The sequence below is a fragment of the Planococcus halocryophilus genome (genome assembly GCF_001687585.2).
GTDB classification, from domain to species: domain Bacteria; phylum Bacillota; class Bacilli; order Bacillales_A; family Planococcaceae; genus Planococcus; species Planococcus halocryophilus.
On the sequence record NZ_CP016537.2, the window covers coordinates 1,338,658 to 1,364,364 of the forward strand.

Genomic DNA, 25,707 nt, shown 5'->3' on the forward strand with positions numbered 1-25,707 from the left:
CGCGAGCTGCCCAACGGGACCAGTAGACATACTGTAAAGATGGGCCGGTGAAGAGCCGTTATGTAAATGAGTGATTGCTATTTGCAATAACTAGGGTGGTACCGCGAATAATGCCTCGTCCCTTTTCTGGGACGAGGCTTTTTACTGTCTAAGGAGGAGAAAAAATGGAAGCACAATTGCAGGAATTGAAAACACAGGCGCTTGAAAAAATTGCCTCGGCATCAACGGTTAAAGAACTAAATGACGTTCGTGTTGCGTATTTAGGGAAAAAAGGACCGATTACGGATTTATTAAAAGGCATGGGGAAACTTCCGGCTGAAGAACGGCCAAAAATGGGGGCTTTAGTCAATGTGGTCCGTGAAGAAGTAACAACGCAACTAGAAGGTCGCATGGTCCTTTTAGAAGAAGAAGCGATCAATGCGAAATTGCAAAGCGAAACAATCGATATCACATTGCCAGGACGTCCTGTGAAAACAGGTAACTCCCATCCGTTAACGCGCGTTGTCGAGGAAATTGAAGATTTATTCATTTCAATGGGTTACGAAGTGGCAGAAGGTCCAGAAGTTGAAAAAGACTATTATAATTTTGAAGCATTAAACTTACCAAAAGGTCACCCAGCTCGTGATATGCAAGATTCCTTCTATATAACAGAAGATGTTTTACTGCGTACGCATACATCTCCTGTACAAGCACGGACAATGGAAGCAAAAGGCGGAGAGCCAATTAAAATTATTTGTCCAGGAAAAGTGTACCGCCGCGATAGTGATGATGCGACGCATTCACACCAATTCACACAAATCGAAGGATTGGTTATCGGAGAAGATATCCGCATGAGCGACTTGAAAGGAACACTTTCTGTATTTGCTAAGAAAATGTTCGGTGATGATCGCGAAATCCGACTTCGTCCAAGTTTCTTCCCGTTCACAGAGCCTTCTGTTGAAATGGATATTTCATGCTTTAAATGTGGCGGCAGTGGCTGCAACGTCTGCAAAAAAACAGGCTGGATTGAAATTCTGGGCGCTGGAATGGTGCATCCGAATGTTCTTGAAATGGCCGGTTATGACTCGAAACGCTTAACTGGATTTGCTTTTGGTATGGGTCCAGAACGTATTGCGATGTTAAAATATGGCGTCGAAGATATCCGTCATTTCTACACTAACGATGTCCGCTTTTTATCTCAATTCCAACGTACAGAACTTTAAGGAGGAAATAAAACATGCTCGTATCCATAAATTGGTTGAAAGACTATGTAAATACACAACAATTACCACCTGCTGAATTAGGTGAAAAAATAACGCGTTCAGGTATCGAAGTAGATGCAGTGATCGACCGTTCACACGGCATGACAAATGTCGTTGTGGGCTATGTTGAATCTTGTGTTAAACATCCTGAAGCAGATAAATTATCAATTTGCCAAGTAAATGTTGGAGAAGAAACAACACAAATTATTTGTGGCGCTCCAAATATTGCAGAAGGCCAAAAAGTAATTGTGGCACGTCCTGGAGCAAAACTTCCAGGAGGCATGAAAATTAAAAAAGCGAAACTTCGTGGAGAAGAATCAAATGGCATGATTTGTTCGCTTCAAGAACTTGGCATCGAAGGCAAGCTTGTACCAAAAGCTTACGCTGAAGGTATTTACGTATTACCAGCAGATGCAGAAACAGGATCAGACGTTGTTGCGAACTTCAATTTAGACGATACCGTTCTGGAACTTGGTCTGACACCAAACCGGGCAGATGCAATGAGTATGTTGGGTGTTGCATATGAAGTCGGAGCAATTTTATCTGAAGACGTTAAATTACCTGAAATCAGCTATAAAGAAGCAGCGGACACAGCAGCATCTATGTTGACCTTAACTGTTGATGCGCCTGAAGCCAATCCTTTATATGTTGCTAAAGTTATTCGAAACATTAAAGTGCAAGAGTCACCAATGTGGCTGCAACAGCGCTTAATGGCTGCAGGGGTTCGTCCACACAATAATGTCGTCGACGTTACCAACTATGTATTAATGGAATATGGTCAGCCGCTTCACGCATTTGACTATGATTTATTGGGAACAGGGAACATTACAGTTCGGCACGCTAAAGAAGGCGAAATGATTACAACATTAGACGACGCCGAGCGTAAATTATCTGCTCATCAATTAGTCATTACCAATGGCGAAAAACCAGTCGCGATTGCAGGAGTAATGGGCGGGGCTAATTCAGAAGTAAGTGATGCGACAACAACAGTTGTAATCGAGTCTGCTTATTTCGAATCAGGATCTGTTCGTCAAACATCGAAAGATCATGGTCTTCGCAGCGATGCAAGTTCACGTTTTGAAAAAGGCGTAGATCCAAATCGCGTCATTCCAGCAGCTGAACGCGCAGCACAATTATTGTCTGAACTAGCTGGTGGCGAAGTGTTGTCTGGTTCTGTTGTATTTGATAAAGTGTCGAAAGATGAAAAAATCGTTAAAGTTTCGCCAGACTTTATTAATAGCCGTCTTGGTATGAAAATTGCATTTGAAGAAATGTTAGACATTTTAAACCGTTTGAAATTCACGACTGAAGCCGTCAACGGTCAATTGGTTATCTCTGTACCTACACGTCGTCAAGATATTCAAATTCCTGAAGACGTTATTGAAGAAATTGCACGATTGCACGGATATGATGAAATTCCTGCAACATTGCCAGAAGCAGAAACAACTCCTGGTGGCTTAACACCTTATCAAGCAAAACGTCGCATTGTTCGTAACTTCTTAGAAGGTGCAGGCTTATTACAAGCAACGACTTATTCGTTAACATCTGAAAAATCGTCAAAACAATTTGCTTTGGAAAAAACAGAAATGACGCGATTGTTGATGCCAATGAGCGAAGAGCGCAGTATCTTACGTCAAAGCTTATTGCCGCATTTATTGGAGTCGGTGACTTATAATACTGCGAGAAGAATGGATTCGGTAGCGTTATATGAAACTGGAGCGGTTTTCCTAAAAGGAAATGACGAACTATTAAACGAACAAGAGCATTTGGCAGTGGCAATTACTGGTTTGTGGCTTGACAATAGCTGGCAAGGCGAGAAAAAACCGGTCGACTTTTTCGTACTTAAAGGCATTGTAGAAGCTCTTGGCGCGAAACTTGGAGTTGAGTTAACATTCGAGCGCGGTCAAATGGACGACTTACACCCAGGCAGAACGGCCTTCATCGAATTAGATGGTCAACGTATTGGTGTCATCGGTCAATTGCACCCGTCTGAACAAAAAGCTCGTGACTTGAAAACAACAGTAGTAATGGAGCTAAACTTAGCAGCTATATTAAATCTTGAGACAGAAGCGTTAGTTTACACACAAGTTCCGCGCTATCCATCTATGTCACGCGATGTAGCTTTAGTCCTTTCTAAATTTGTTGAAGCAGCGACGATCGAAAATGTTATTCGTAGCGCAGGCGGCAAACTTCTAAAAGACGTTCGCGTATTTGATCTTTACGAAGGCGACAAAATGGAAGAAGGCAAAAAATCAGTAGCCTTCTCGTTGACGTACTTTGATCCTGAAAAAACATTGACGGACGAAGAAGTAACAAAAGCACATGAAAAAGTATTGGCTGCTTTAACAGAAGTTGGAGCAGAGCTAAGAAGTTAAATAGCTTTACTCGTCACATGAAAAGGATGAATCCATTGGATTCATCCTTTTTTTAATATTTTAAGCATTATGATATAAAAAAATTACTTTTTATAGGACTTTATTGCTTAAAATACGAAAAAATGTGGTAGTATTTATCTAATACTAATTACGGAGGTACTCTTATGAAGAAGCTAATACAAAACGAAAGAGGGATATCTTTAGTAGAAATACTAGCTGCAGTGGTGATTTTAGGAATTGTTCTTGTTAGCGTCATGACTTTCTTCACGCAATCCGCAAAATTTACTGCCAGTAATCACGAAACTTTAACAGCTGTTCAAGTTGGAGAAGAAGTTGTCGCTAAAGTAAGAGGGGTTAAATCACTGACTGAATTAACTGTTTCACCTGAAAAATTTGTTGGTACCGCATCCAAAGTTACTTCGGCAACATTACATCCTGAATTTTCTATAACAATTGAAAAAACACAAGGTGTCGTGAAATCTAAACTACAAAAAGTGGAAATTACGGTGTTATCCAAAAATAATACGAGTAATCCAAACTCCGCGTTTACGACAGAAATGTTTTATGAGGTGAACTAGATGAAAAACCAATATGGAATTACATTAGTAGAACTTCTAGGTGTTTTAGTAATTACAAGCATCGTTATGGTTGTCGTTATGTCAGTTTTTTCAACGGGGGCGAATTCATCTGAACGTACTGCGAGTCGCCAACAACTTCAGCAAGAATCTAATTTAATCATTGAGCAAATACGGGCGAGTTATTTAAAGAATGAGAAGGATAGTACTGTCGAGGGAAAATTCAAAGTTAGAGTTGATGGAGCTAAGTTATTGATTTCAAAAATTGATGGTTCAAATGAGCAAATTATATCAACAGGCTATCAATATGCTATGGGGACAGGATCAAATCCCGAAGTGGTAGAATTCGACAGAACAAAAGTTATGCCATTTTATTTGAAAACCTGCTCAAGTAATCAATGTTTTGAAGTGCAAACTTCGTTCAGTAAATTGAAATAGGAGGTGGGCTAATTGAAGCCAATTCGAAATGAGAAAGGCTATGCTTTATTATTTGTTATGCTTCTCGTTGTTCTTTTTACAATTATGGGGATGGGCTTATTTACCATGAATATGAATGCAGCAAAGCAATTTAGTATGAAAGAAAAACAAGTTGGAGCAAGACATCAAGCAGAGATGGGGGTTTTACATTATAAAGCGGAGCTTGCTGAAACGGTAAAATTAAATCCTCGAAAAGTGAATCTCTCTTGTGCTGATTTAACAAAAGCAGTATCTGGAACATCAGAGGATGGTAAATCTCGTTATGTCGTAAATACAACGGATGTGCAATGTAGTTTAACAAATGGAGATTTTTCAATTTCTGTAATAAGTAAAGGGGATTACTTGGATCGAGAAGATAAAATCAAAGCTAAACTTTATGTGAAAAACAAGCGTGGCAACACCTTGAATTCTGGTGAAATACCAAAGCCTATTGATTATGATGATACTTTAAAAATAGTAAATTCAAGTGGGATATTTATGAATGGTGTATATAGACAAACTGAAAATAGTCTTCAAGTAATGGGGGAAGTACGAGGAGAAACTGGGAATTCTAGTGGTGGTAATGACATATTAATTCAAAGAAATTTGTATGTAGACAAAGATATATATTTTCAAAATCACGGTTGTTTAGTAGTTAGAGGTGATTTAGTTGTACTTGAAGGAATAAATGTTGGAAATAAAGTTTATATTTTTGTATATGGTGATATTTACTTTAATTCTTATACATATTCATCTAGCAATAGTAGATTATTCGTTTCAGGTAACGAGTATGTAAACGGAGTGAAAGTAACGAAAAAATTTGCTAAAGTTCCTTCAGGAAGCAAATATTCCTATAATGGAGGAGAATGTACTTTATCTAGCCCTAAACCTGGTGTGCTAACGCCAATATGGGATTTTAATGGTGAAACTGAAGTAGATTATTTTGTAAATTAATAACTCGTTCTATATAGGATTATTGATAGTAGTTTTATGCCATAGAAAATAGCAAGCTCTCTTACCTAAGCCAAGTACCAGCTCGTAATAATGAAGCCGGCTCATTTGGTTTACTGTTCAAGAGAGCTTTTTCTATGCCAAAAACCTTACTTCCGTCGTTTAGCAGCTAACCCAATCGCCTTTTTCGTATTAGCAAAATGAAATTTTGTTAATCCTTTTAAATAATCTTCTCCGTGCTTTAAAAGGATCTTAGCAGCAGCCTCATCTACAATCTTTCCAGCACCTTTAGGTAAAGTGACTCCAGCTTCTGTGCTCATCCGGTCCATTTCATCTAAAAACGCCACACGGGCAATGATCGATGCACAAGCCACGGATACGTGAAGACCTTCTGCTTTTGTAGAGAATAAGACATTTTCTCGAATAATTTCGGTTTCGTCTTTAATGTGTTTATAGTAAATCGCACGTTCAGCAAATTGGTCAATCAGAATAGCTTCCGGTTTCTCAGGTGCAATTTTAGCGAGTACGTGCTTGAGTGCTTGGTTGTGAAGCAATGCTTTAATTTTCCCTTGTGACCAGCCTTGTGCTTGAACTTTATTGTATTTGTCATTATTTAAAGTGAGCACACTATGAGTAAATGCTTCTTTTAAATCGGGTGCGACTTTACGCATCCAGTCATCAGTTAACTGCTTAGAATCTTTAACGCCGAGTTCATAAGCGAGTTCAACTTTGTCTGCAGGCACGTAGCAGGCTGCAACAGTAATTGGGCCGAAAAAGTCACCCGTACCTGTTTCGTCAGATCCAAGTACTGAGCGTTTGGCAAAGCCTTCCGGCAGTTTATCACCTTTTGTCGAGACAACTTTGGTGGAAGCAGGAACAGTTCCCCATTTTGCCGCTTCACGATCTGCGCCGTTTCCTTGAAACATGACTTTTCCAGAGGTGTAAACGGTCACGACAGTGTCTGTTAGTTTTGCGCTAAATCGTGCATATGGATTTTTTGAAGCAATTTTGTTTTTCTGGTAATGGGCAATCACTTGGAGAAGACTTTCCTCCGGTAGTTTCAGAACAGTATTAGACATGGACGAGTCACCTTTCTTTGATTCACAATCGGCTTGTGTTCATGGTATGATGGGTTATAGAATTCCAAAGGGGGATATTGCATTGTCAGAGCAACATAAAATTCACACGGTCGTTGACATCTATGGCAACACCTATAAAATGGTTGGAACCGAAACTTCTGGTCATATGCGTCTTGTGGCATCGATGGTCGACAGCAAAATGCGCGAGATTAATGCCTTAAATCCATCGCTAGATCAGGCGAAGCTTGCCGTCTTGACTGCATCAAATGCGGTACATGACTATCTTAAACTGAAAGAGCAAGTAGAACAATTAGAAAATGAATTGAAAAAACTGAAAGGTTGACGTGAATGCTTAATATACTTTTACTCGTCTTACTGATCGGTGGCATCATCGTGGGCGCAAAAAGAGGTTTTGTTGTCCAGTTGATTCATATGGTTGGCTTTGTAATTGCTTTAGTCGCGGCTTATAAATACTACAAACCCTTATCTGAATACTTTGTTCTGTGGATTCCTTATCCAGCTATAAACGAAAATTCCCAATTTACGCTAGTAGTAGACCAATTGGACTTAGATCAAACGTTCTATCAGCTATTGGCATTTGCGGTTATTTTCTTTGTTGTCAAATTTGCGTTGCAATTGCTTGCATCCATGTTTGATTTCTTAAAGTATTTACCGGTACTTGGTTTTTTCAGCAAAGTACTCGGTGCAGTATTAGGTTTTATCGAAGCATACATACTGTTGTTTATTTTCATTTATGTATTTGCATTGCTCCCAATAGATGCGGTACAAAACCAATTGGAGAATTCCGGAATTGCCCAAGCGATGCTCGAGCATACACCTTATTTCTCTGAGAAAGTAAAAGAATGGTGGTATATTTATATGTAGTAGGAACTTCTCTCTTACGAGGGAAGTTTTTTTAATCGAAACGGGGAGGGCTTTTGGTGAATAAGAAAATCATCATCAGAACACTTGAAAAAATTGCGTTATATATGGAACTTAAAGGGGAAAACCCATTTAAAGTATCGGCATTCCGAAAAGCCGCGCAAGCACTAGAACTAGATCAGCGTAGCTTAGATGAAATTGAAGACGTGACCAAACTCAAAGGCATCGGTAAAGGGACAGGTGACGTTATCCTTGAACTGATTAACGACAATAAATCCACAGTTCTAGAAGAGCTTCAAGAAGAAGTGCCAAAAGGGCTTATTCCAATGATGAAACTTCAAGGGTTGGGTGGAAAGAAAATCGCCAAACTGTACAAAGAATTAGGTATTGATTCGATGGAAGCATTAAAAGCTGCATGTCTGAATGGAGAAATCCAAAAGCTTCCAGGATTCGGTCCGAAATCAGAAGAAAAAATTCTAAAAGAGCTGAATGAGTTTGAAACAAAACCTGACCGTCAGCCTATTTGGAAAACAGAAGAAACAGTGGCGTTTATCAAAGACGTCTTAACATCTATTGCGGAGGTTACCGAGTTTTCGGTTGCTGGCAGTTTCCGCCGGACAAAAGAAACAAGTAAAGACATCGATTTTATTATTGCAACAGCTGAACCTGCAAAAGTAAAAGAACAATTACTAGCAGCTTTGCCTGTGCAAGAAACCATCGCCTCTGGCGACACTAAAGTTTCTGTAACTGTGGAAGTTTTAGAGCCGATTGATGTGGATTTCCGATTGGTGGCACCGGAAGAATTTGTGACCGCGCTGCATCATTTCACAGGGTCCAAAGATCATAATGTGAAAATGCGCCAATTGGCTAAATCGCAAAACAAAAAAATTAGTGAATACGGCGTGGAACAAGAAGACGGTAGCATACAGACATTTTCTACTGAAACTGAGTTTTTCGCTCATTTTGGTTTGCCTTTTATTCCGCCATCGGTTCGTGAAGATGGACGTGAACTCGATCGTTTAGAAGAGTTGCCAGAGTTAGTGACGATTGAAGATATTGTAAGTGACTTGCATATGCATACAACGTGGTCAGACGGTGCTAACTCATTAACGGAAATGATTGATGCTTGTGTAGCAAAATCGTATCAATACATGGTCATCACGGATCATTCGCAGTATTTAAAAGTTGCCAATGGCTTAACTCCAGAGCGGTTAACTGACCAAAATGGCCAAATTCGTGAATTGAATAAGAAATACTCAGAAATAGAAGTGTTATCAGGTACAGAGATGGATATTCTACCTGACGCTACTTTAGACTTTGATAATGACATGCTTCAACAATTAGACTTTGTCATTGCCAGCATCCATTCGAGTTTCCAACAACCACAAGAGCAAATAATGGATCGCATTTTAACAGCGATGAAAAACCCAAATGTGCACATGATTGCGCATCCGACAGGTAGAATAGTAGGGCAACGCGAGGGTTACAATCCGGACGTTGAACAAATTTTAGACTGGGCAAAAGAATACGGCAAAATTGTCGAGTTAAATGCAAGTCCGTATCGCCTAGATTTGGCGGTTCCGTATTTAGTGATGGCCCAAGAAAAAGGCGTTCCAGTCGCTATCAACACCGATGCTCATGCAATTGAAGGCTTAGAAGTGATGGAGACAGGGGTCAAACATGCACAAAAAGCATGGTTGAAAAAAGACAACGTGGTCAATACATGGTCACTTGAAAAATTCAAAACATTTATCAATAAGTCGAAGTAACAAATCATTAAGACACTATAAGATTTATCATATATTCAAAGTTAGGAGGTTCTTAAATGATCGCAGAGCGTGCATTAAGAACACTTGAATTTTATAAAATCCGGGATGAAGTGGCTCGTTACTGCACTTCATCACTAGGGAAAGCACATGTAGACAATTTATTGCCCTCTACTGATATCAATCAAGTTAATCGACTGTTAGAACAAATGGATGAAGGCGCACAAGTTTTGCGTGTCAAAAACAATGTTCCGATGGGCGGAATTTTTGATATTCGTCTTCAAGCGCGAAGAGCGCAAATTGGGGGGAGCTTGAGCCCGATGGAATTGATGGAAGTATCGTCTACCGTTCGGGCGAGTCGCATTTTACGTCAATTTTTCGAAACCATTCAAGAAGAAGACGTTGTACAAATTCCTCATTTTTTAGAGAAAAAAGAATCAATGCCAATTTTGACGGTGCTCGAACATGCTATTAATGTTTGCATCGACGACAATGGTGGTGTTTTGGACAGTGCCAGTACAGAGTTGCGTTCGATTCGTCAGCAGTTACGTACTCAGGAAAGCCGTGTCCGCGAACGATTAGAAAGTTTGGTTCGCGGCAAAAATGCATCAAAAATGTTGTCGGATTCGATTGTGACCATTCGGAATGATCGTTTTGTTATTCCGGTCAAACAAGAATACCGTAGCCATTACGGTGGCATTGTTCATGACCAATCTTCATCTGGGCAAACCTTGTTTATCGAACCAGATTCTGTCGTACAAGCCAATAACGAAGTACGTCGATTGAAAATGAAAGAAAAAGAAGAAATTGACCGTATTTTATTGATGCTGTCGGCGCAAGTGCAGGAAGTTGCTCATGAGCTCTTCGTATTAGTAGATGTCCTTGGTGAAATTGATTTGATCTTAGCAAAGGCTAAATACGGTTCAGCGCATAAAGGCACCAAACCAACAATGAATACAGAGGGCTATATTAATCTGAAAAAAGCACGCCACCCGATGATTCCAAGAGATGAAGTGGTGCCGAACGATATTGAATTTGGTCGAGAGATTACGGCAATTGTTATTACTGGACCGAACACCGGTGGTAAGACGGTAACATTGAAAACAGTGGGGCTTGCAACGTTAATGGCGCAATCCGGTTTACCAGTTCCGGCACTTGATGGCTCTGAACTTGCAGTATTCGATCAAATATTTGCAGATATCGGAGATGAACAGTCGATTGAGCAAAGTTTGAGTACATTCTCGTCTCATATGGTCAATATTGTCGATATATTAACAAAGTTTGATGAAAACTCGTTGGTTATTTTTGATGAACTCGGAGCGGGTACAGATCCTCAAGAAGGAGCAGCACTTGCAATTTCATTACTGGATGAAGTTCATGGTAGAGGTGCGCGTGTTATCGCGACAACACATTATCCTGAACTAAAAGCATATGGCTTTAACCGTCCGGGTGTCGCAAATGCGAGTGTAGAATTCGACGTGGAAACATTAAGCCCAACATACAGGTTATTAATAGGTGTGCCAGGACGCAGCAATGCATTCGAAATTTCTAAGCGTCTTGGATTGCCAGAGCATATTATTAGCCATGCGAAAAGCTTTACAGGAACAGATAGCAAAGCTGTTGATTCAATGATTGCATCACTTGAAAAAAGTCGTCGTGAAGCAGAACGAGATGCGGAACGAACACAAGAAGTGTTGTCAGAATCTGAACAATTGAAAAAAGAGTTGGCTCAGCAGTTAGAAGAGTATGAGAAACAAAAAGAACAAAGAGAAGAAAAAGCAAAAGAAAAAGCGCGGAAAATCGTAGATGAAGCTAGAGCAGAAGCAGAATCTGTTATATCGGAATTGCGCAAAATGCAACTCAATCAAGGTTCATCAGTCAAAGAACATGAATTGATCTATGCTAAAAAACGATTAGAAGACGCTATGCCTCAAAATCGTATTTTGAAAAAAGCAGCAAAAGATAACGCTGCGAAACCTTTACAGCCTAATGATGAAGTTAAAGTGATTTCTTTTGGACAAAAAGGAACTTTGGTTGAAAAAGTATCTAAAAATGAATGGATTGTTCAAATTGGTATTTTGAAGATGAAATTACCTGAATCTGATTTATCTTTCACAAAACCAGAAAAGCAAAAAGAAACGCGGACTATGGCGACGTTGAAAGACCGTGATAGTCACGTGAAAATGGAACTTGACTTGCGTGGTGAACGATACGAAGATGCATTGGCGCGTGTTGAAAAATACTTAGACGATGCGTTATTATCAAATTACCACCAAGTATCGATTATTCATGGAAAAGGAACAGGTGCCTTACGCCAAGGTGTTCAGCAATATTTGAAAAAGCATCCACGCGTGAAGAGCTATCGTTTTGGTGAAGCAGGTGAAGGCGGCTCTGGTGTCACTGTCGCTGAATTAAAGTAAGTTTCCGAAGAGGAGTATAAGAAATGACAGAAACAGGATTTTGGACACACCCTTTAGTCGAGTCAGCTGGCTATTTTAGTGTTGTTGTAATGTGTTTAATCGTTGCTATGGTAATTTTTGAAATGGTGACAAAGTACAATAACTGGGAACAAATCAAAAAAGGAAACTTAGCGGTAGCGATGGCTACTGGCGGGAAAATATTTGGGGTAACCAATATTTTTCGTTTTTCAATTGAGCAACATAATTCATTGTTCGAAATGGTTGCGTGGGGACTATACGGTTTTACTTTGCTAATATTTGCTTATATTTTGTTTGAGTTTTTGACACCGAAGTTTAAAGTGGATGACGAAATTGAACGAGATAATCGCTCAGTTGGATTTATTTCGCTAACTATTTCTGTCGGCTTGTCGTTTGTGATAGGCGCTAGTATTCAATAGGAGTTGGACGTTGTGGAAAATCTCATTAAAATATTATTTGTTTTTTGTGCAATCTTCATGATTGTAGGGATTATTTTCTTGTTTCTTTTATAATGATTAAAGCCAGCTTTTTAGCTGGCTTTTTTATATGCAATAAAAAGTATTTTTTGTAGCTTAAAGAAATAGAGTTGTAAGCGGTATCATTATTCTCTATAATGAAAAATAGGAATATTCGCACGATTCTATCAAAAATTAGGAGGTCAAAAGAATGACTGAAAAGCCTTGGCTCGCGCATTATCCACCAGAAGTGCCCCATACGCTGACCTATCCAAGTATGCCTGTACAAGAATATTTGACGCAGGCTTACAAAAAATACCCACAAAAAGTAGCAGTTCACTTTATGGGGAAAGAACTTTCTTACGAAGAACTGTATCAGTCTTCTATGAAGTTCGCCAATTATCTACAAAAGCTTGGCATTAAAAAAGGTGACCGAGTTTCAATTATGTTGCCAAACTGTCCACAAGCAGTGATTAGCTTTTACGGTATATTGTATGCTGGTGGTATTGTCGTTATGACAAACCCGCTTTATACTGAACGTGAAATCGTCTATCAAATGAATGATTCTGGAGCAAAAGCGATTATCAGCTTAGATATTTTGTTCCCAAGAATTTCGAAAGCGATAAAAGAAACACAATTGGAAAATGTCATTGTGACAGGGATTAAAGATTATTTGACATTTCCTAAAAATCTTGTTTATCCGTTTATCCAGAAAAAGCAATATGGCATGACGGTTAAAGTCGAACATAGAGGCATTAATCATTTGTTCACTGAAATCATGAAAACGGCCCAACCAACTGTTGTGGAAACCCCTTTTGATTTTGAAGAAGATTTAGCTTTGCTTCAATATACAGGAGGAACAACCGGTTCTCCAAAAGGAGTCATGTTGACGCATAAAAACTTAATCTCGAATGCGACAATGTGTGATAGCTGGCTGTATAAATGCAAAAAAGGCGAAGAAACCATTATGGGCATTATCCCATTATTCCATGTTTATGGCTTAACGACGGTATTGATCCTTTCCGTTATGCTAGGAAATAAAATGGTTCTCTTACCAAAATTTGATCCTGAAACGGCATTGAAAACGATTAATAAGCAAAAACCTACTTTGTTCCCAGGTGCGCCAACTTTGTATATTGGGTTGATGAGTCATCCTGATATTGCGAAATACGACTTATCTTCTATAGAAGCTTGTATGAGTGGTTCTGCACCACTACCTGCAGAAGTACAAGAAAAATTTGAAGCATTAACAGGTGGGAAGTTAGTTGAAGGTTATGGATTAACTGAAACTTCTCCAGTTACGCATTCCAATTTAGTGTGGGGAGAGCGGATAAAAGGTTCTGTCGGAATACCATACCCAGATACAGATTGTAAGATTTTCCAAACAGGTACTACAATTCCGATTCCAAATGGTGAAATCGGTGAAATTGCGATTCAAGGACCTCAAGTGATGAAAGGGTATTGGAACAAGCCTGAAGAAACGGCTGCTACCATCGTTGACGGCTGGTTACTCACTGGAGATCTTGGATACATGGATGACGAAGGACATTTCTTTATCGTCGATCGTAAAAAAGACATGATTATCGCGGGTGGTTTTAATATTTATCCACGCGAAATTGAAGAAGTTTTATATGAACACGAAGCTGTGCAAGAATGCGTAGTAGCCGGAATTCCAGATCCATATCGGGGCGAAACAGTAAAAGCTTACATCGTCTTGAAAGAAGGGTATACTGTAACAGAAGAAGAACTTAATGCGTATTGTCGGGAGCAGCTAGCTTCATTTAAAGTGCCGCGCGTATATGAGTTCCGCAAAGAATTACCGAAAACAGCAATTGGTAAAATTCTACGCCGTTCGTTAGTGGATGAAGAAGTTGCTAAACAAAACGAAGCTGTACCGTCATAAACGGCCTTTGTTAGCCTTATGCGTACTAGCTGATAAAACTTGACACTTTATAAAATACACTATAATATGAAAATATGAATGAATCGCCATTCATATTTTCATATTTTTTTGGGTGGTGACGTAGTGGAGAAAAGAAATAAGCCGAAATATAAGCAAATTATAGATGCGGCAGTTATTGTCATTGCTGAAAATGGCTATCATCAGGCGCAAGTTTCGAAAATAGCTAAACAAGCAGGGGTGGCTGACGGAACCATTTATTTGTATTTTGAAAACAAGGAAGACATTTTGATTTCTGTATTTCAAGAAAAGATGGGCATTTTTGTTGATAAACTCGAACAAATTATCGCACGTGACTTGAGTGCCTCAACTAAGTTGGGATTAATGATCGAAAGTCATTTTGACTTGTTAGCAAGCGATATTCACTTGGCGATAGTTACGCAATTAGAGTTGCGTCAGTCAAATCATGAACTTCGTACGAAAATTAATAATGTGCTTCGAGAATATTTAAAATTGATGGATAAAATTCTGATTCAAGGTATGAATGACGGAGAATTTGATGAAAATATGGATATTCGTTTAGCTAGACAGATGGTTTTTGGTACAATGGATGAGACCATAACAACCTGGGTCATGAATGAACATAAATACAATTTAGTTGACCTCGCACCACAAGTTCATCGTTTGCTGCTGAAAGGTATGCAAGCTTAAAGAAAGGGGCTCATTAGATGGAATTTATTAGTTGGAAAAAAGAAGATGGTGTAGCTATTGCGACGATTAATCGTCCACCGGCAAATGCGCTATCGCGTTCGCTTATTTTAGAAGTGGATGAATTATTGAACCAAGTGGAGAATGATGATGAAGTTCGCGTTATTGTCTTGCACGGAGAAGGAAGGTTCTTTTCTGCAGGAGCAGACATTAAAGAGTTTACGCAAGTTTCTTCAGGAGAAGAATTTTCGAAGTTGTCAGCGAGTGGCCAGGAAGTTTTTGAACGAGTTGAAACGTTCCATAAGCCAGTCATAGCGGCAATTCATGGGGCAGCTTTAGGTGGTGGATTGGAATTGGCAATGAGTTGTCACATGCGATTTGTCACTGAAAATGCTAAACTAGGATTACCGGAGCTTCAACTAGGGTTGATTCCCGGTTTTGCTGGAACACAGCGATTGCCGAGATATGTAGGCGCAGCGAAAGCAGCTGAAATGTTATTGACGAGTGATCCAATCACTGGAACAGAAGCTGCGCAATATGGTTTAGCTAACCGTGCATATGCAGAAGAAGACTTACTTTCGGAAACGCTTACAATTGCGCGGAAAATTGCGAAGAAAAGTCCGGTTTCTGTTAAAGCGGCAATTCAAATGTTGCAGTATTCAAAACCTGCATCCTATTATGAAGGTGTAGATGCAGAAGCGCAGTCTTTTGGAACAGTATTTGTTTCAGAAGATGCTAAAGAAGGAATCCAGGCATTTCTGGAAAAACGTGAAGCACAATTTAAAGGGAAATAATACTTGGGAGGTTTACGTTCATGAACATTTATGTATTAGTAAAACGTACGTTTGACACAGAAGAGAAAATCGTTGTTTCAGGTGGGAAAATCCAGGAAGACGGTGCGGAATTCATCATTAATCCATACGATGAGTACGCAATTGAAGAAGCAATCACTGTCCGCGACGCACACGGCGGAGAAGTCACAGTAATTACAATCGGTAATGATGAAGCAGAGAAACAGCTTCGCACAGCATTAGCTATGGGTGCTGACAAAGCCGTATTAATCAATACAGAAGACGATGTTGAAGAAATGGATCAATTTACTTCTGCATACATACTGGCTGAATATTTGAAAGACAAAAAAGCAGATTTGATTTTAGCAGGTAACGTAGCAATCGATGGTGGATCTGGACAAGTCGGACCACGTGTTGCTGATTTACTTGGCATCAATTATGTGACGACGATTACTAGCTTAAGCATTGATGGCGAAAAAGTATCAATCGTTCGTGACATTGAAGGCGATTCAGAAGAATTAGAAACTTCATTACCGCTTCTTGTAACAGCTCAACAAGGCTTAAACGAACCACGTTACCCATCACTTCCAGGCATCATGAAAGCGAAGAAAAAACCGCTTGAAGAATTGGAACTGGATGATTTAGATATCGAAGAAGAAGATGTTGAAGCGAAAACAGAAACAATCGAAATTTACTTGCCACCGAAAAAAGCAGCTGGCCGTATTCTTGAAGGCGATCTTTCTAACCAAGTAACTGAACTAGTTGGCTTGCTACGTAACGAAGCGAAAGTTATTTAATGAATTTCAAATCTCTTAAAGGTTCACTATAAATTTTAAAAATCAATTCATAAACACTATGAATTTCTATCTCGTAAAAGCGGGAACAGTTTTCACATCTACTTAGGGGGTAAACGGACTATGGCGAAGAAAGTATTAGTTTTAGGCGAAACGCGCGAAGGCGCTTTACGTAATGTTTCATTTGAAGCAATTGCAGCTGCTAAGAAAATTTCTGGCGGCGGTGAAGTAGTAGGAGTTTTAATCGGGGATGCGGTTGCAGACTTCGGCGCTGAGTTAGTTGCGTATGGTGCTGATCGTGTTGTTACGGTTGAACATCCACATTTGAAATCATATACATCTGACGGCTATGGTCAAGCATTCATGGCAGTCGTTGAACAAGAAAGCCCAGAAGGACTTGTTTTTGGTCATACAGCAGTTGGCAAAGACTTGGCACCAAAAATTGCTTCTAAATTACAAGCTGGATTAATTTCAGATGTAACGGACATTGAAGGCGAAGGCGACGATGCCGTATTTATTCGTCCAATCTTCTCAGGTAAAGCATTTGAGAAAGTAAAACTCAAAGACGGTATTGACTTTATTACAGTGCGTGCGAACAATATTGCACCTCTTGAAAAACAAGATCGCACAGGTGATGTAAGCTCTCTATCTGTTGATATCACAAACTTGCGCACAATTATTAAAAACGTTGTTCGCAAATCAACTGAAGGTGTCGATCTTTCGGAAGCGAAAGTAATCGTAGCTGGAGGTCGTGGTGTGAAGAGTACGGAAGGATTCGAACCTCTACAAGAACTTGCAAATCTTCTTGGTGGTGCTGTTGGTGCATCTCGCGGAGCATGTGACGCGGATTATTGCGATTACTCACTACAAATTGGACAAACAGGTAAAGTCGTAACGCCTGACTTGTATATCGCAGCTGGTATTTCTGGAGCAATCCAGCATATGGCGGGTATGTCTAACTCAAAAGTTATCGTAGCAATCAACAAAGACCCAGAAGCAAACATCTTTAAAGTAGCAGATTACGGAATCGTTGGTGACTTGTTCGAAGTCATTCCAATGCTAACAGAAGAGTTTAAAAAAGTGATGTAAACCGAATTTAAACAGGTAGAGAAAGTTACGTAACTTTCTCTACCTGTTTTTGTTTATCGATTTTAAGAGCGCGCAAAGCCAAAATCCCGCCGTTTACTCGGACTAAATGAGGGTAATAAAAGAGTAGGCAAAAAAATAGCTAGTGTTTTTGGCACATGCTATACTCTGTATATAGTTTGGTTAATCATAAGGAGGAATTATTCATGGCAATTGTACACGGTACAGATCAGAACTTTTCACAAGAAGTATCAGAAGGACTCGTTTTAGTAGATTTTTGGGCAACTTGGTGCGGACCATGTAAAATGATCGCTCCGGTGCTAGAAGAATTAGACGCTGAAATGAGCGATAAAGTAAAAATCGTAAAAGTTGATGTCGATCAAAACCAAGAAACAGCTGGAAACTATGGCATTATGTCAATTCCAACTTTACTATTGATGAAAGACGGCGAAACAGTTGATAAAGTAGTTGGTTTCCGACCAAAAGAAGCATTAGCTGAATTGGTTGAAAAACACGCATAATTCTTAACCGGGTCCAGCGATGGTACCCGGTTTTTTAATAGGGTGATAAACATGGCAAATGAATTGATTCGACATAAATTGGCAATATTGCCTGACCAACCCGGCTGTTATTTGATGAAAGATCGTCAAAATACTGTTATTTATGTCGGGAAAGCAAAAGTGTTAAAAAATCGTGTGCGCTCTTATTTTACAGGCAGTCACGATACAAAAACGCAGCGTTTGGTTAACGAAATTATCGATTTTGAATACATTATTACGTCTTCTGATAAAGAAGCGCTAATTCTAGAATTGAACTTGATCAAAAAATACGACCCGAAATACAATATTATGTTAAAAGATGATAAAAGCTATCCGTATTTGAAAATTACAGGAGAACGTCATCCCAAACTGATTACGACAAGACAAGTGAAAAAAGACAAGGGTAAATACTTTGGACCTTATCCCAATGCATACGCAGCGGCAGAAACGAAAAAGTTATTAGACCGGTTGTACCCGTTACGTAAATGTCATACCATGCCAGACCGCGTATGCTTGTATTACCATTTGGGGCAATGTTTAGCACCATGTGTAAAACCAGTTGAAAAAGAGACCTATCAAGAATTGATTGATGGAATTACGAAGTTCTTGAATGGTGGATTCCGTGAAGTAAAAGAACAATTGACCGAAAAAATGTCTGAAGCGGCAGAAAATCTGGAATTTGAACGCGCGAAAGAATACCGTGATCAAATCAATATGATTGAAACTGTTATGGAAAAACAAAACATGGCGATGAACGATTTCACCAATCGCGATGTTTTTGCGTATGCAGTGGATAAAGGATGGATGTGCGTACAAGTCTTTTTTGTCCGTCAAGGTAAATTGATTGAACGGGACGTCTCGTTATTCCCGCTTTACCGTGATCCAGAAGAAGAGTTTTTAACTTTTCTTGGTCAATTTTACGAAAAAGCCAATCATGTAAAACCGAGTGAAATTCTAATTCCAGAAGCGGATGATCCGGATATGCTGAAAGAGTGGCTCGGTGTCCGTGTGCTTGTTCCGCAACGTGGCAAGAAAAAAGAATTAGTGGCGTTAGCTAAAAAAAATGCCGAAGTGGCGATTAAAGAAAAATTTCAGCTGTTAGAGCGTCAAGAAGAAAGAACAATTGGTGCCTGTGTAGATTTAGGAGAAGCGATGAATATCGAAACGCCCTTACGTATCGAAGCTTTTGATAACTCACATATTCAAGGTGCTGACGCTGTTTCCGCGATGATCACATTTATTGACGGTAAACCATCTAAAAAAGACTATCGTAAATACAAAACACGCAATGCATCAAAGCCTGATGATTACGCGGCGATGCGTGAAGTGATTCGTCGACGTTATTCACGTGTATTAAAAGATGGTTTGCCTTTGCCGGATTTGATCGTCATCGATGGAGGAAAAGGGCAAATGGAGTCGGCGCGTGAAATTTTAGAAGACGAACTTGGCTTGTCGATTCCCATTGCAGGTCTTGCAAAAGACGCTAAGCATCAGACTTCACAGTTGCTATACGGTTCACCAGCTGAAATTGTGCCGCTTAAACGGACCAGTGAAGCTTTTTACTTGTTGCAACGAATCCAAGACGAAGTTCACCGTTTTGTTATTACGTTCCACCGTCAATTGCGGGGCAAAAATTCAATTCAATCTGCACTTGATGGGCTACAAGGAGTAGGTCCAAAACGTAAACAGCAATTACTGAAACATTTTGGATCTGTCAAAAAAATTAAAGAAGCGTCCGTAGAAGAAATTAAAGAAGCAGGAATGCCTGAAGCTTTGGCACAGTCCATCGAAAAGCATTTTGCAGAAGATACATTGCCAAGTGAATCATAACGTGGTATTGTAGTGAATAATTAAATCACTTGGAAAAGTGATGATAGAGGCGCGAACGTCAATAGTAAGCATTCGGAGATTTGCAGAATCTGAGATGGATGGTGAAAGGGGCGATCGCCGAAGTGTGCGTTTTACTGCTATTGCGCATGCTGGTTCTGCATTTAAGAAGTGCAGGGCTGTCAGAGTCAATCTCTGGAGGGCTATCTCACATGGACGTTTTTCGTACATGATAAAAGAGGTAGTTTGCCGCGTTTGCGGTGAGCTGCCTCTTTTTGTGTCTAGTAGGTAAATCGCTAGTCATTTTGAGGGCCACATACTAAATGTGGGAGTGGATGGAATGAAAACAATCGTTATGAAGTTTGGTGGTACATCTGTTGCAACACCAGAAAAAATTATTGGTGTGGCAAAAAGAGCGATTCGTGAAAAAGAGAAAGGTAAGCGTGTCGTTATTGTCGTTTCGGCGATGGGCAAAACGACAGACACGTTGCTTGGCTTAGCTGGAGAAATTTCTTCAGAGCCACCAAAGCGTGAAATGGATATGCTATTAGCTACAGGAGAGCAAGTAACCATTTCTTTATTGGCGATGGCTTTTAAAAAATTAGGTCATGAAGCTTTATCATTTACCGGCTGGCAAGCGGGAATCGAAACCGAATCGGTTCCGCGCAATGCGCGCATTGAACAGATTCATACAGAACGCCTCGAACGTGTATTGGAAAACGGCTATTTTTGTGTCGTCGCAGGATTCCAAGGAGTAGATAAAATCGGCAATATTACCACTCTAGGTAGAGGTGGGTCAGATACAACAGCAGTGGCACTTGCAGCTGCATTAAAAGCAGAGAAATGTGAAATTTATACAGATGTTAATGGTGTTTATACGTCTGATCCAAGATATGTGACGGGTGCACGGAAACTTCAACAAATTTCTTATGATGAGATGTTAGAATTGGCTAACCTCGGAGCGGGTGTGTTGCATCCCCGTGCAGTAGAATTCGCAAAAAATAATCATGTACCATTATCTGTCAGAGCAAGTTATTCAGACGAGCCTGGCACAATCATACAAGAGGTGATCACTATGGAAACCAACTTAATCGTTAGAGGTGTGGCATTTGAACCGGGAGTCGCGCGTGTCACTGTAACTTATAAAAAGCCTTTTAACGGCTCACTCGCCAATATTTTTAATAAGCTTGCGGAAAACCAAATTGATGTTGATATCATCGTCCAAAGCATCAGCGATGAATTTCCGCCTTCGGTTTCTTTTTCAATCAGTCAAGAAAGTCTTGAAGAAACGCGCCGTGTGTTAATGGAGTCCCAAGAGGAAATTGGTTTTCTCTCAATGAATGTGGAAGTTGCGTTATCAAAAGTTTCAATAGTAGGTTCAGGTATGGTATCAAACCCAGGAGTTGCCGCTCGTATGTTTGATATTTTAAGAAGCGAAGAAATTCCGGTTAAAATGGTTAGCACATCTGAAATTAAAATTTCAGTAGTGGTACCAGAAATAGAGATGACGAAATCTGCAAATGCTTTGCATAATGCGTATGGTTTGTCCGAAGAAGAATTGATTGAAGATACGTCAAAGTTCTCTTTAAATACTAGTTCGTGAAAATATTCACAAAATGTTCAAATTCTCAATTGTAACTAGATCACAATCGCGACATGAGTGAACCCAGTAGATTAGTCAGAAAAAGCGATTCTCAATTAGAGAATCGCTTTTTAGCCCAAAACTATTAAAACGTTTACATTTCACAACCATTTAGAAGGAATCGCCTGTTTATTGCCGTTAAAAGACGTAATAACTATGTGCTTAAAAGAGATTCGTTGCCTTGACGCTCCTAAAGGGGGGGAGTACAATAAATATGTCATATTATTGTATCATGATGGTGCGTGGCTTCAGATGCTTTCCTAATAAACGACTGCTCTGAACGCTACCAATTAAAGTTTTGAGGGGGGTAAAATTTTGGATAACAATCGTGAATTTTTAATGCGCAGGCTGCACTCATTGTTAGGGATTATTCCTATTGGTTTATTCTTAACGCAGCACTTAATCGTCAACCATTTTGCAACACAAGGTGAAGAAGCATTTAATACTGCATCTCATTTCATGGCAAATCTTCCATTCGTTATTTTCTTGGAGATCTTTGTCATTTACTTGCCGCTCATGTATCATGCATTTTACGGTCTATACATAGCGTTTACTGCGAAGAACAATCCTGGACATTATAGCTATATGCGCAATATGTTATTTGTTGCACAACGTTATACAGGCGTCTTCCTAGTAGTCTTTATCGCTTGGCACGTCTTTGAAACAAGATTCCAAGTGGCAATTGGAAATGCAGCTGAAGCAGATTTCAACATGATGGAGAACATCTTAAGTAATCCATGGATGTTAGCATTCTACATTGTTGGTGTGTTGTCAGCAACTTTCCACTTATCAAACGGACTTTGGTCTTTCCTTGTTACTTGGGGAATTACACAATCTGCAGCAGCACAAAAATATTCAACTTATTTCACACTTCTAGTATTTATTGTGTTATCGGTTATTGGTATCAGAGCATTGTTTGCGTTCGTTTAAGAATGTTTCAATCATTGGTGAACTAAAAGAGGAGTGAATACTACCATGGCGAAGGGCAAAATTTCTATCGTCGGAGGCGGCCTTGCTGGTTTAATGGCAGCAATCAAAGTTGCAGAAGCAGGCTCTCCCGCTGATTTATTTTCAATCGTTCCCGTTAAACGGTCCCACTCAGTATGTGCACAAGGCGGGATCAACGGAGCGGTCAATACAAAAGGTGAAGGGGATTCCCCAGATATTCACTTTGATGACACTGTCTACGGAGGCGATTTCCTAGCGAATCAACGTCCCGTGAAAGCAATGGCAGATGCAGCACCTGGAATTATCCGTATGTTCGATCGTATGGGCGTTATGTTCAACCGTACGCCGGAAGGTCTTTTAGATTTCCGTCGTTTTGGTGGCACAATGTACCATAGAACAGCGTTTGCCGGTGCAACTACTGGTCAGCAATTATTATATGCACTAGATGAGCAAGTTCGTCGCTACGAAGTAGCCGGACTTATCACGAAATATGAAGGCTGGGAATTCCTTGGACTTGTTCTTGACGAGCAGGGCGTAGGTAAAGGAATCACAGCTCAAAATATGACGACAATGGAAATTAAATCGTTCCGCGCAGATGCTATCATTATGGCGACTGGTGGTCCGGGAATTATTTTCGGGAAATCGACAAACTCTGTTATTAACACAGGTTCTGCGGCTTCTATCGTTTATCAACAAGGCGCATACTACGCAAACGGCGAATTTATCCAAATTCACCCAACAGCGATTCCTGGAGACGATAAACTGCGCTTAATGTCAGAATCGGCTCGGGGAGAAGGCGGACGTATTTGGACGTATAAAGACGGCAAGCCTTGGTATTTCCTTGAAGAAAAATACCCTGCTTACGGAAACTTAGTTCCGCGTGATATTGCAACACGTGAAATTTTTGATGTTTGCGTTAACCAAAAACTCGGCATTAATGGCGAGAACATGGTTTATTTGGATCTTTCACATAAAGACCCTAAAGAGCTTGATATTAAACTTGGTGGAATCATCGAAATCTATGAGAAATTCACAGGTGATGACCCACGTAAAGTACCGATGAAAATTTTCCCAGCTGTTCATTATTCAATGGGTGGACTATGGGTTGATGATCACCAAATGACAAGCATTCCTGGTGTTTTAGCAGCAGGTGAATGTGATTATTCTCAGCACGGGGGTAACCGTTTAGGCGCAAATTCATTGCTTTCAGCAATTTACGGCGGTATGGTCGCAGGACCAAACGCTCTTGACTATGTAAATGCCCTTGATGTCTTATCGGAAGATCTTCCTTCAACGATTTTTGAACAACATGAAGCAGAAGAAAAACGTAAATGGGAAGAAATCTTAGCATTAGACGGCACAGAAAACGCTTATGTTCTTCATAAAGAACTTGGCGAGTGGATGACGGATAATGTAACAGTGGTACGTTATAACGATCGCTTGCAGAAGACAGATGAAAAACTCCAAGAACTTCTTGAGCGCTTTAACCATATCAGCATTACGGATACGCAACTTTGGAGTAACCAAGGCGCAATGTTTACGCGTCAATTGCGCAATATGCTTCATTTAGCTCGTGTAATCACAATCGGAGCGCTTAACCGCAACGAAAGTCGCGGAGCTCATTACAAACCGGATTTCCCGGAACGTAACGATGAGGAATTCATGAAAACGACAATGGCTAAATTTAATGGCTTTGATGCACCTATCTTCCATTACGAAGAAGTCGATACATCGTTGATTCCACCGCGTAAACGTGATTATTCAGCAAAAGCATAATTATGAAGGGAGCTAATTTACCATGGGTGAAGCAGCAAAAACGGTAATATTTGAAATCGAACGCAGAAACTCTACGGATGAAAATTCGTATTGGGAAAAGTTCGAATTGCCATATAAGATGAACATGAATGTCATTTCGGCATTGATGGAAATTCGTCGTAACCCTGTCAACATGGACGGGAAAAAAACCACGCCTGTAACTTGGGACATGAACTGTCTTGAAGAAGTTTGTGGGGCATGTTCTATGGTCATCAACGGCAAAGCGCGTCAATCGTGTACGGCTTTAGTTGATCAACTAGAACAGCCAATCCGCCTTCAGCCGATGAAAACATTCCCTGTTGTTCGTGATCTTATCATTGACCGCAGCCGTATGTTCGACTCATTGAAGAAAGTAAAAGCGTGGGTGCCAATTGATGGTACGCATGACCTTGGAGACGGACCACGTATGCCTGAGCGTAAACGCCAATGGGCTTATGAACTTTCTAAATGTATGACTTGTGGTGTATGTCTTGAAGCATGCCCGAATGTCAACGATAAATCTGACTTTATCGGAGCTGCACCACTTTCACAAGTTCGTTTGATGAACGCGCATCCAACTGGCGCTATGAACCGCGATGCTCGTTTGAACGCGATCATGGATGAAGGTGGATTAGCAGGCTGCGGTAACTCTCAAAACTGTGTTGAATCTTGTCCAAAAGGAATTCCTTTGACAACGTCAATCGCAGCATTGAACCGCGATACAACAGTTCAAATGTTCCGTAACTTCTTCGGAAGCGACAGAATGGTTGACTAGTATTTAGTGAAAACCCCGCTGAGGCGGGGTTTTTCTTTTTGTCTAACGAAAAACGCCTGCTCTTTTCTAAAGTTTTTGATATACTAATCAAATGAAATATATAATTCAAGTACGATGGAAATTTTAGTGGGATTTCCAAATCAGCTGCGCGTTCTCGCGTGAATTTTGCTGAATCAACAAGTCAATTTTCTGGAGGTCGCTATGAAAGCAAATTACATTGAAGATTTCGAAGAGTGGAAGCGAGAGTTTTTCTTTTCTGCACCCGTTCAAGTGCGTTTTTCTGAAACTGATATGTTTGGTCATGTTAACAATACAGTGCCAATCGCTTATTTTGAATTTGCACGGATTGAATTTATGAAAGAGATGGGCTTGATGCAACGCTGGCTTGAACCAGGAAATGAGTTGTTTCCGGTGGTAGCAGATATGCAAGTGGATTTTGTGCAGCAAGTCTTTTTTGATGAAAAACTAGATGTTCATGTTAAAATCGCGCGAATTGGTACTTCTTCTGTCGATGTTCATTATTGGACAGTCAATGAAAAAGGAGAAACTTGTTTTACCGGTAGAGGAGCGATTGTCCAAGTTTCTAAGCAAACAAATAGAGGCTATCCGTGGACGAAAGAAGAAATTGAAATGCTTCAATCGCAACAATTAGCTGTTGCAAAAAAATAAGGAGCTCTTGCTATAT

At 40.0% G+C, this 25,707-nt stretch carries 23 protein-coding genes, 1 riboswitch and 1 other annotated feature (1 of these 25 only partly in view); of the genes, 22 read left to right on the plus strand and 1 reads right to left on the minus strand.

Translation table 11 applies throughout. The features are described from left to right. Positions 1–126, plus strand: a binding site (T-box leader) (it extends 101 nt beyond the left edge of the window). Between the two features lie 38 nt (positions 127–164). From pheS to BBI08_RS06765, 5 genes are all read left to right on the plus strand, one after another. Beyond that, positions 165–1,202: a phenylalanine--tRNA ligase subunit alpha gene (pheS, locus tag BBI08_RS06745; protein WP_008496485.1), complete on the plus strand. Its 1,038-nt coding sequence runs from the start codon at positions 165–167 to the stop codon at positions 1,200–1,202. A gap of 14 nt (positions 1,203–1,216) precedes the next feature. Beyond that, positions 1,217–3,616, plus strand: a complete 2,400-nt coding sequence (gene pheT, locus BBI08_RS06750; protein ID WP_008496487.1) for a phenylalanine--tRNA ligase subunit beta — start codon at positions 1,217–1,219, stop codon at positions 3,614–3,616. A 164-nt stretch (positions 3,617–3,780) separates the two neighbouring features. Continuing rightward, entirely contained in the window at positions 3,781–4,194 is a 414-nt protein-coding gene (locus tag BBI08_RS06755) for a type IV pilus modification PilV family protein (protein WP_008496488.1), read from the plus strand. After that, positions 4,195–4,629 carry a prepilin-type N-terminal cleavage/methylation domain-containing protein gene (locus BBI08_RS06760; RefSeq protein WP_008496489.1) on the plus strand — a complete coding sequence of 145 codons (435 nt, stop codon included), beginning with the start codon at positions 4,195–4,197 and terminating at the stop codon, positions 4,627–4,629. 12 nt (positions 4,630–4,641) lie between these two features. After that, entirely contained in the window at positions 4,642–5,601 is a 960-nt protein-coding gene (locus BBI08_RS06765; protein ID WP_065527884.1) for a hypothetical protein, read from the plus strand. Positions 5,602–5,747: 146 nt separating this feature from the next. On the opposite strand, the gene rnhC is transcribed toward BBI08_RS06765, so the two are convergent. After that, a complete protein-coding gene (rnhC, locus tag BBI08_RS06770; RefSeq protein WP_008496492.1) occupies positions 5,748–6,677 on the minus strand; it encodes a ribonuclease HIII in 930 nt (309 codons plus the stop codon). 82 nt (positions 6,678–6,759) lie between these two features. Between rnhC and zapA the strand changes: the two genes are divergently transcribed. The 17 genes from zapA to BBI08_RS06855 all read left to right on the plus strand — a co-directional run bounded on the left by zapA (position 6,760) and on the right by BBI08_RS06855 (position 25,691). Beyond that, positions 6,760–7,020: a cell division protein ZapA gene (zapA, locus tag BBI08_RS06775; protein ID WP_008432279.1), complete on the plus strand. Its 261-nt coding sequence runs from the start codon at positions 6,760–6,762 to the stop codon at positions 7,018–7,020. A gap of 5 nt (positions 7,021–7,025) precedes the next feature. Continuing rightward, positions 7,026–7,562 (plus strand): CvpA family protein, encoded by a 537-nt coding sequence (locus BBI08_RS06780; protein ID WP_040850398.1) that lies wholly within the window; start codon positions 7,026–7,028, stop codon positions 7,560–7,562. Between the two features lie 56 nt (positions 7,563–7,618). Then, entirely contained in the window at positions 7,619–9,328 is a 1,710-nt protein-coding gene (gene polX / locus BBI08_RS06785) for a DNA polymerase/3'-5' exonuclease PolX (RefSeq protein WP_065527885.1), read from the plus strand. A gap of 56 nt (positions 9,329–9,384) precedes the next feature. Next, positions 9,385–11,745, plus strand: a complete 2,361-nt coding sequence (locus tag BBI08_RS06790) for an endonuclease MutS2 (protein WP_008496495.1) — start codon at positions 9,385–9,387, stop codon at positions 11,743–11,745. Between the two features lie 23 nt (positions 11,746–11,768). Continuing rightward, entirely contained in the window at positions 11,769–12,182 is a 414-nt protein-coding gene (locus tag BBI08_RS06795) for a DUF350 domain-containing protein (protein WP_008496496.1), read from the plus strand. Between the two features lie 247 nt (positions 12,183–12,429). After that, on the plus strand, positions 12,430–14,121 hold the full coding sequence (locus BBI08_RS06800) for a long-chain-fatty-acid--CoA ligase (protein ID WP_008496497.1): 1,692 nt from the start codon (positions 12,430–12,432) through the stop codon (positions 14,119–14,121). 78 nt (positions 14,122–14,199) lie between these two features. Beyond that, on the plus strand, positions 14,200–14,829 hold the full coding sequence (locus BBI08_RS06805) for a fatty acid metabolism transcriptional regulator FadR (RefSeq protein ID WP_065527886.1): 630 nt from the start codon (positions 14,200–14,202) through the stop codon (positions 14,827–14,829). Positions 14,830–14,846: 17 nt separating this feature from the next. Then, positions 14,847–15,620, plus strand: coding sequence for an enoyl-CoA hydratase (locus BBI08_RS06810; protein WP_008496500.1), 774 nt, complete (start codon positions 14,847–14,849; stop codon positions 15,618–15,620). Positions 15,621–15,640: 20 nt separating this feature from the next. After that, a complete protein-coding gene (locus BBI08_RS06815; protein ID WP_008496501.1) occupies positions 15,641–16,414 on the plus strand; it encodes an electron transfer flavoprotein subunit beta/FixA family protein in 774 nt (257 codons plus the stop codon). 120 nt (positions 16,415–16,534) lie between these two features. Then, a complete protein-coding gene (locus BBI08_RS06820; protein WP_008496502.1) occupies positions 16,535–17,500 on the plus strand; it encodes an electron transfer flavoprotein subunit alpha/FixB family protein in 966 nt (321 codons plus the stop codon). Positions 17,501–17,703: 203 nt separating this feature from the next. Continuing rightward, positions 17,704–18,018, plus strand: a complete 315-nt coding sequence (gene trxA / locus BBI08_RS06825; RefSeq protein ID WP_008431421.1) for a thioredoxin — start codon at positions 17,704–17,706, stop codon at positions 18,016–18,018. Positions 18,019–18,069: 51 nt separating this feature from the next. Continuing rightward, positions 18,070–19,866, plus strand: coding sequence for an excinuclease ABC subunit UvrC (gene uvrC, locus BBI08_RS06830; RefSeq protein ID WP_065527887.1), 1,797 nt, complete (start codon positions 18,070–18,072; stop codon positions 19,864–19,866). A gap of 36 nt (positions 19,867–19,902) precedes the next feature. Further along, a riboswitch (Lysine riboswitch) is annotated at positions 19,903–20,077 on the plus strand. Positions 20,078–20,203: 126 nt separating this feature from the next. Continuing rightward, positions 20,204–21,466, plus strand: coding sequence for an aspartate kinase (locus BBI08_RS06835; protein ID WP_008496503.1), 1,263 nt, complete (start codon positions 20,204–20,206; stop codon positions 21,464–21,466). A 354-nt stretch (positions 21,467–21,820) separates the two neighbouring features. Continuing rightward, a complete protein-coding gene (locus tag BBI08_RS06840; protein WP_008496504.1) occupies positions 21,821–22,435 on the plus strand; it encodes a succinate dehydrogenase cytochrome b558 subunit in 615 nt (204 codons plus the stop codon). Positions 22,436–22,480: 45 nt separating this feature from the next. Then, positions 22,481–24,229 (plus strand): succinate dehydrogenase flavoprotein subunit, encoded by a 1,749-nt coding sequence (gene sdhA, locus BBI08_RS06845; protein ID WP_008496505.1) that lies wholly within the window; start codon positions 22,481–22,483, stop codon positions 24,227–24,229. A 22-nt stretch (positions 24,230–24,251) separates the two neighbouring features. After that, positions 24,252–25,022 carry a succinate dehydrogenase iron-sulfur subunit gene (gene sdhB / locus BBI08_RS06850; protein WP_065527888.1) on the plus strand — a complete coding sequence of 257 codons (771 nt, stop codon included), beginning with the start codon at positions 24,252–24,254 and terminating at the stop codon, positions 25,020–25,022. 201 nt (positions 25,023–25,223) lie between these two features. Continuing rightward, a complete protein-coding gene (locus BBI08_RS06855; protein WP_065527889.1) occupies positions 25,224–25,691 on the plus strand; it encodes an acyl-CoA thioesterase in 468 nt (155 codons plus the stop codon). Positions 25,692–25,707: the final 16 nt, after the last annotated feature.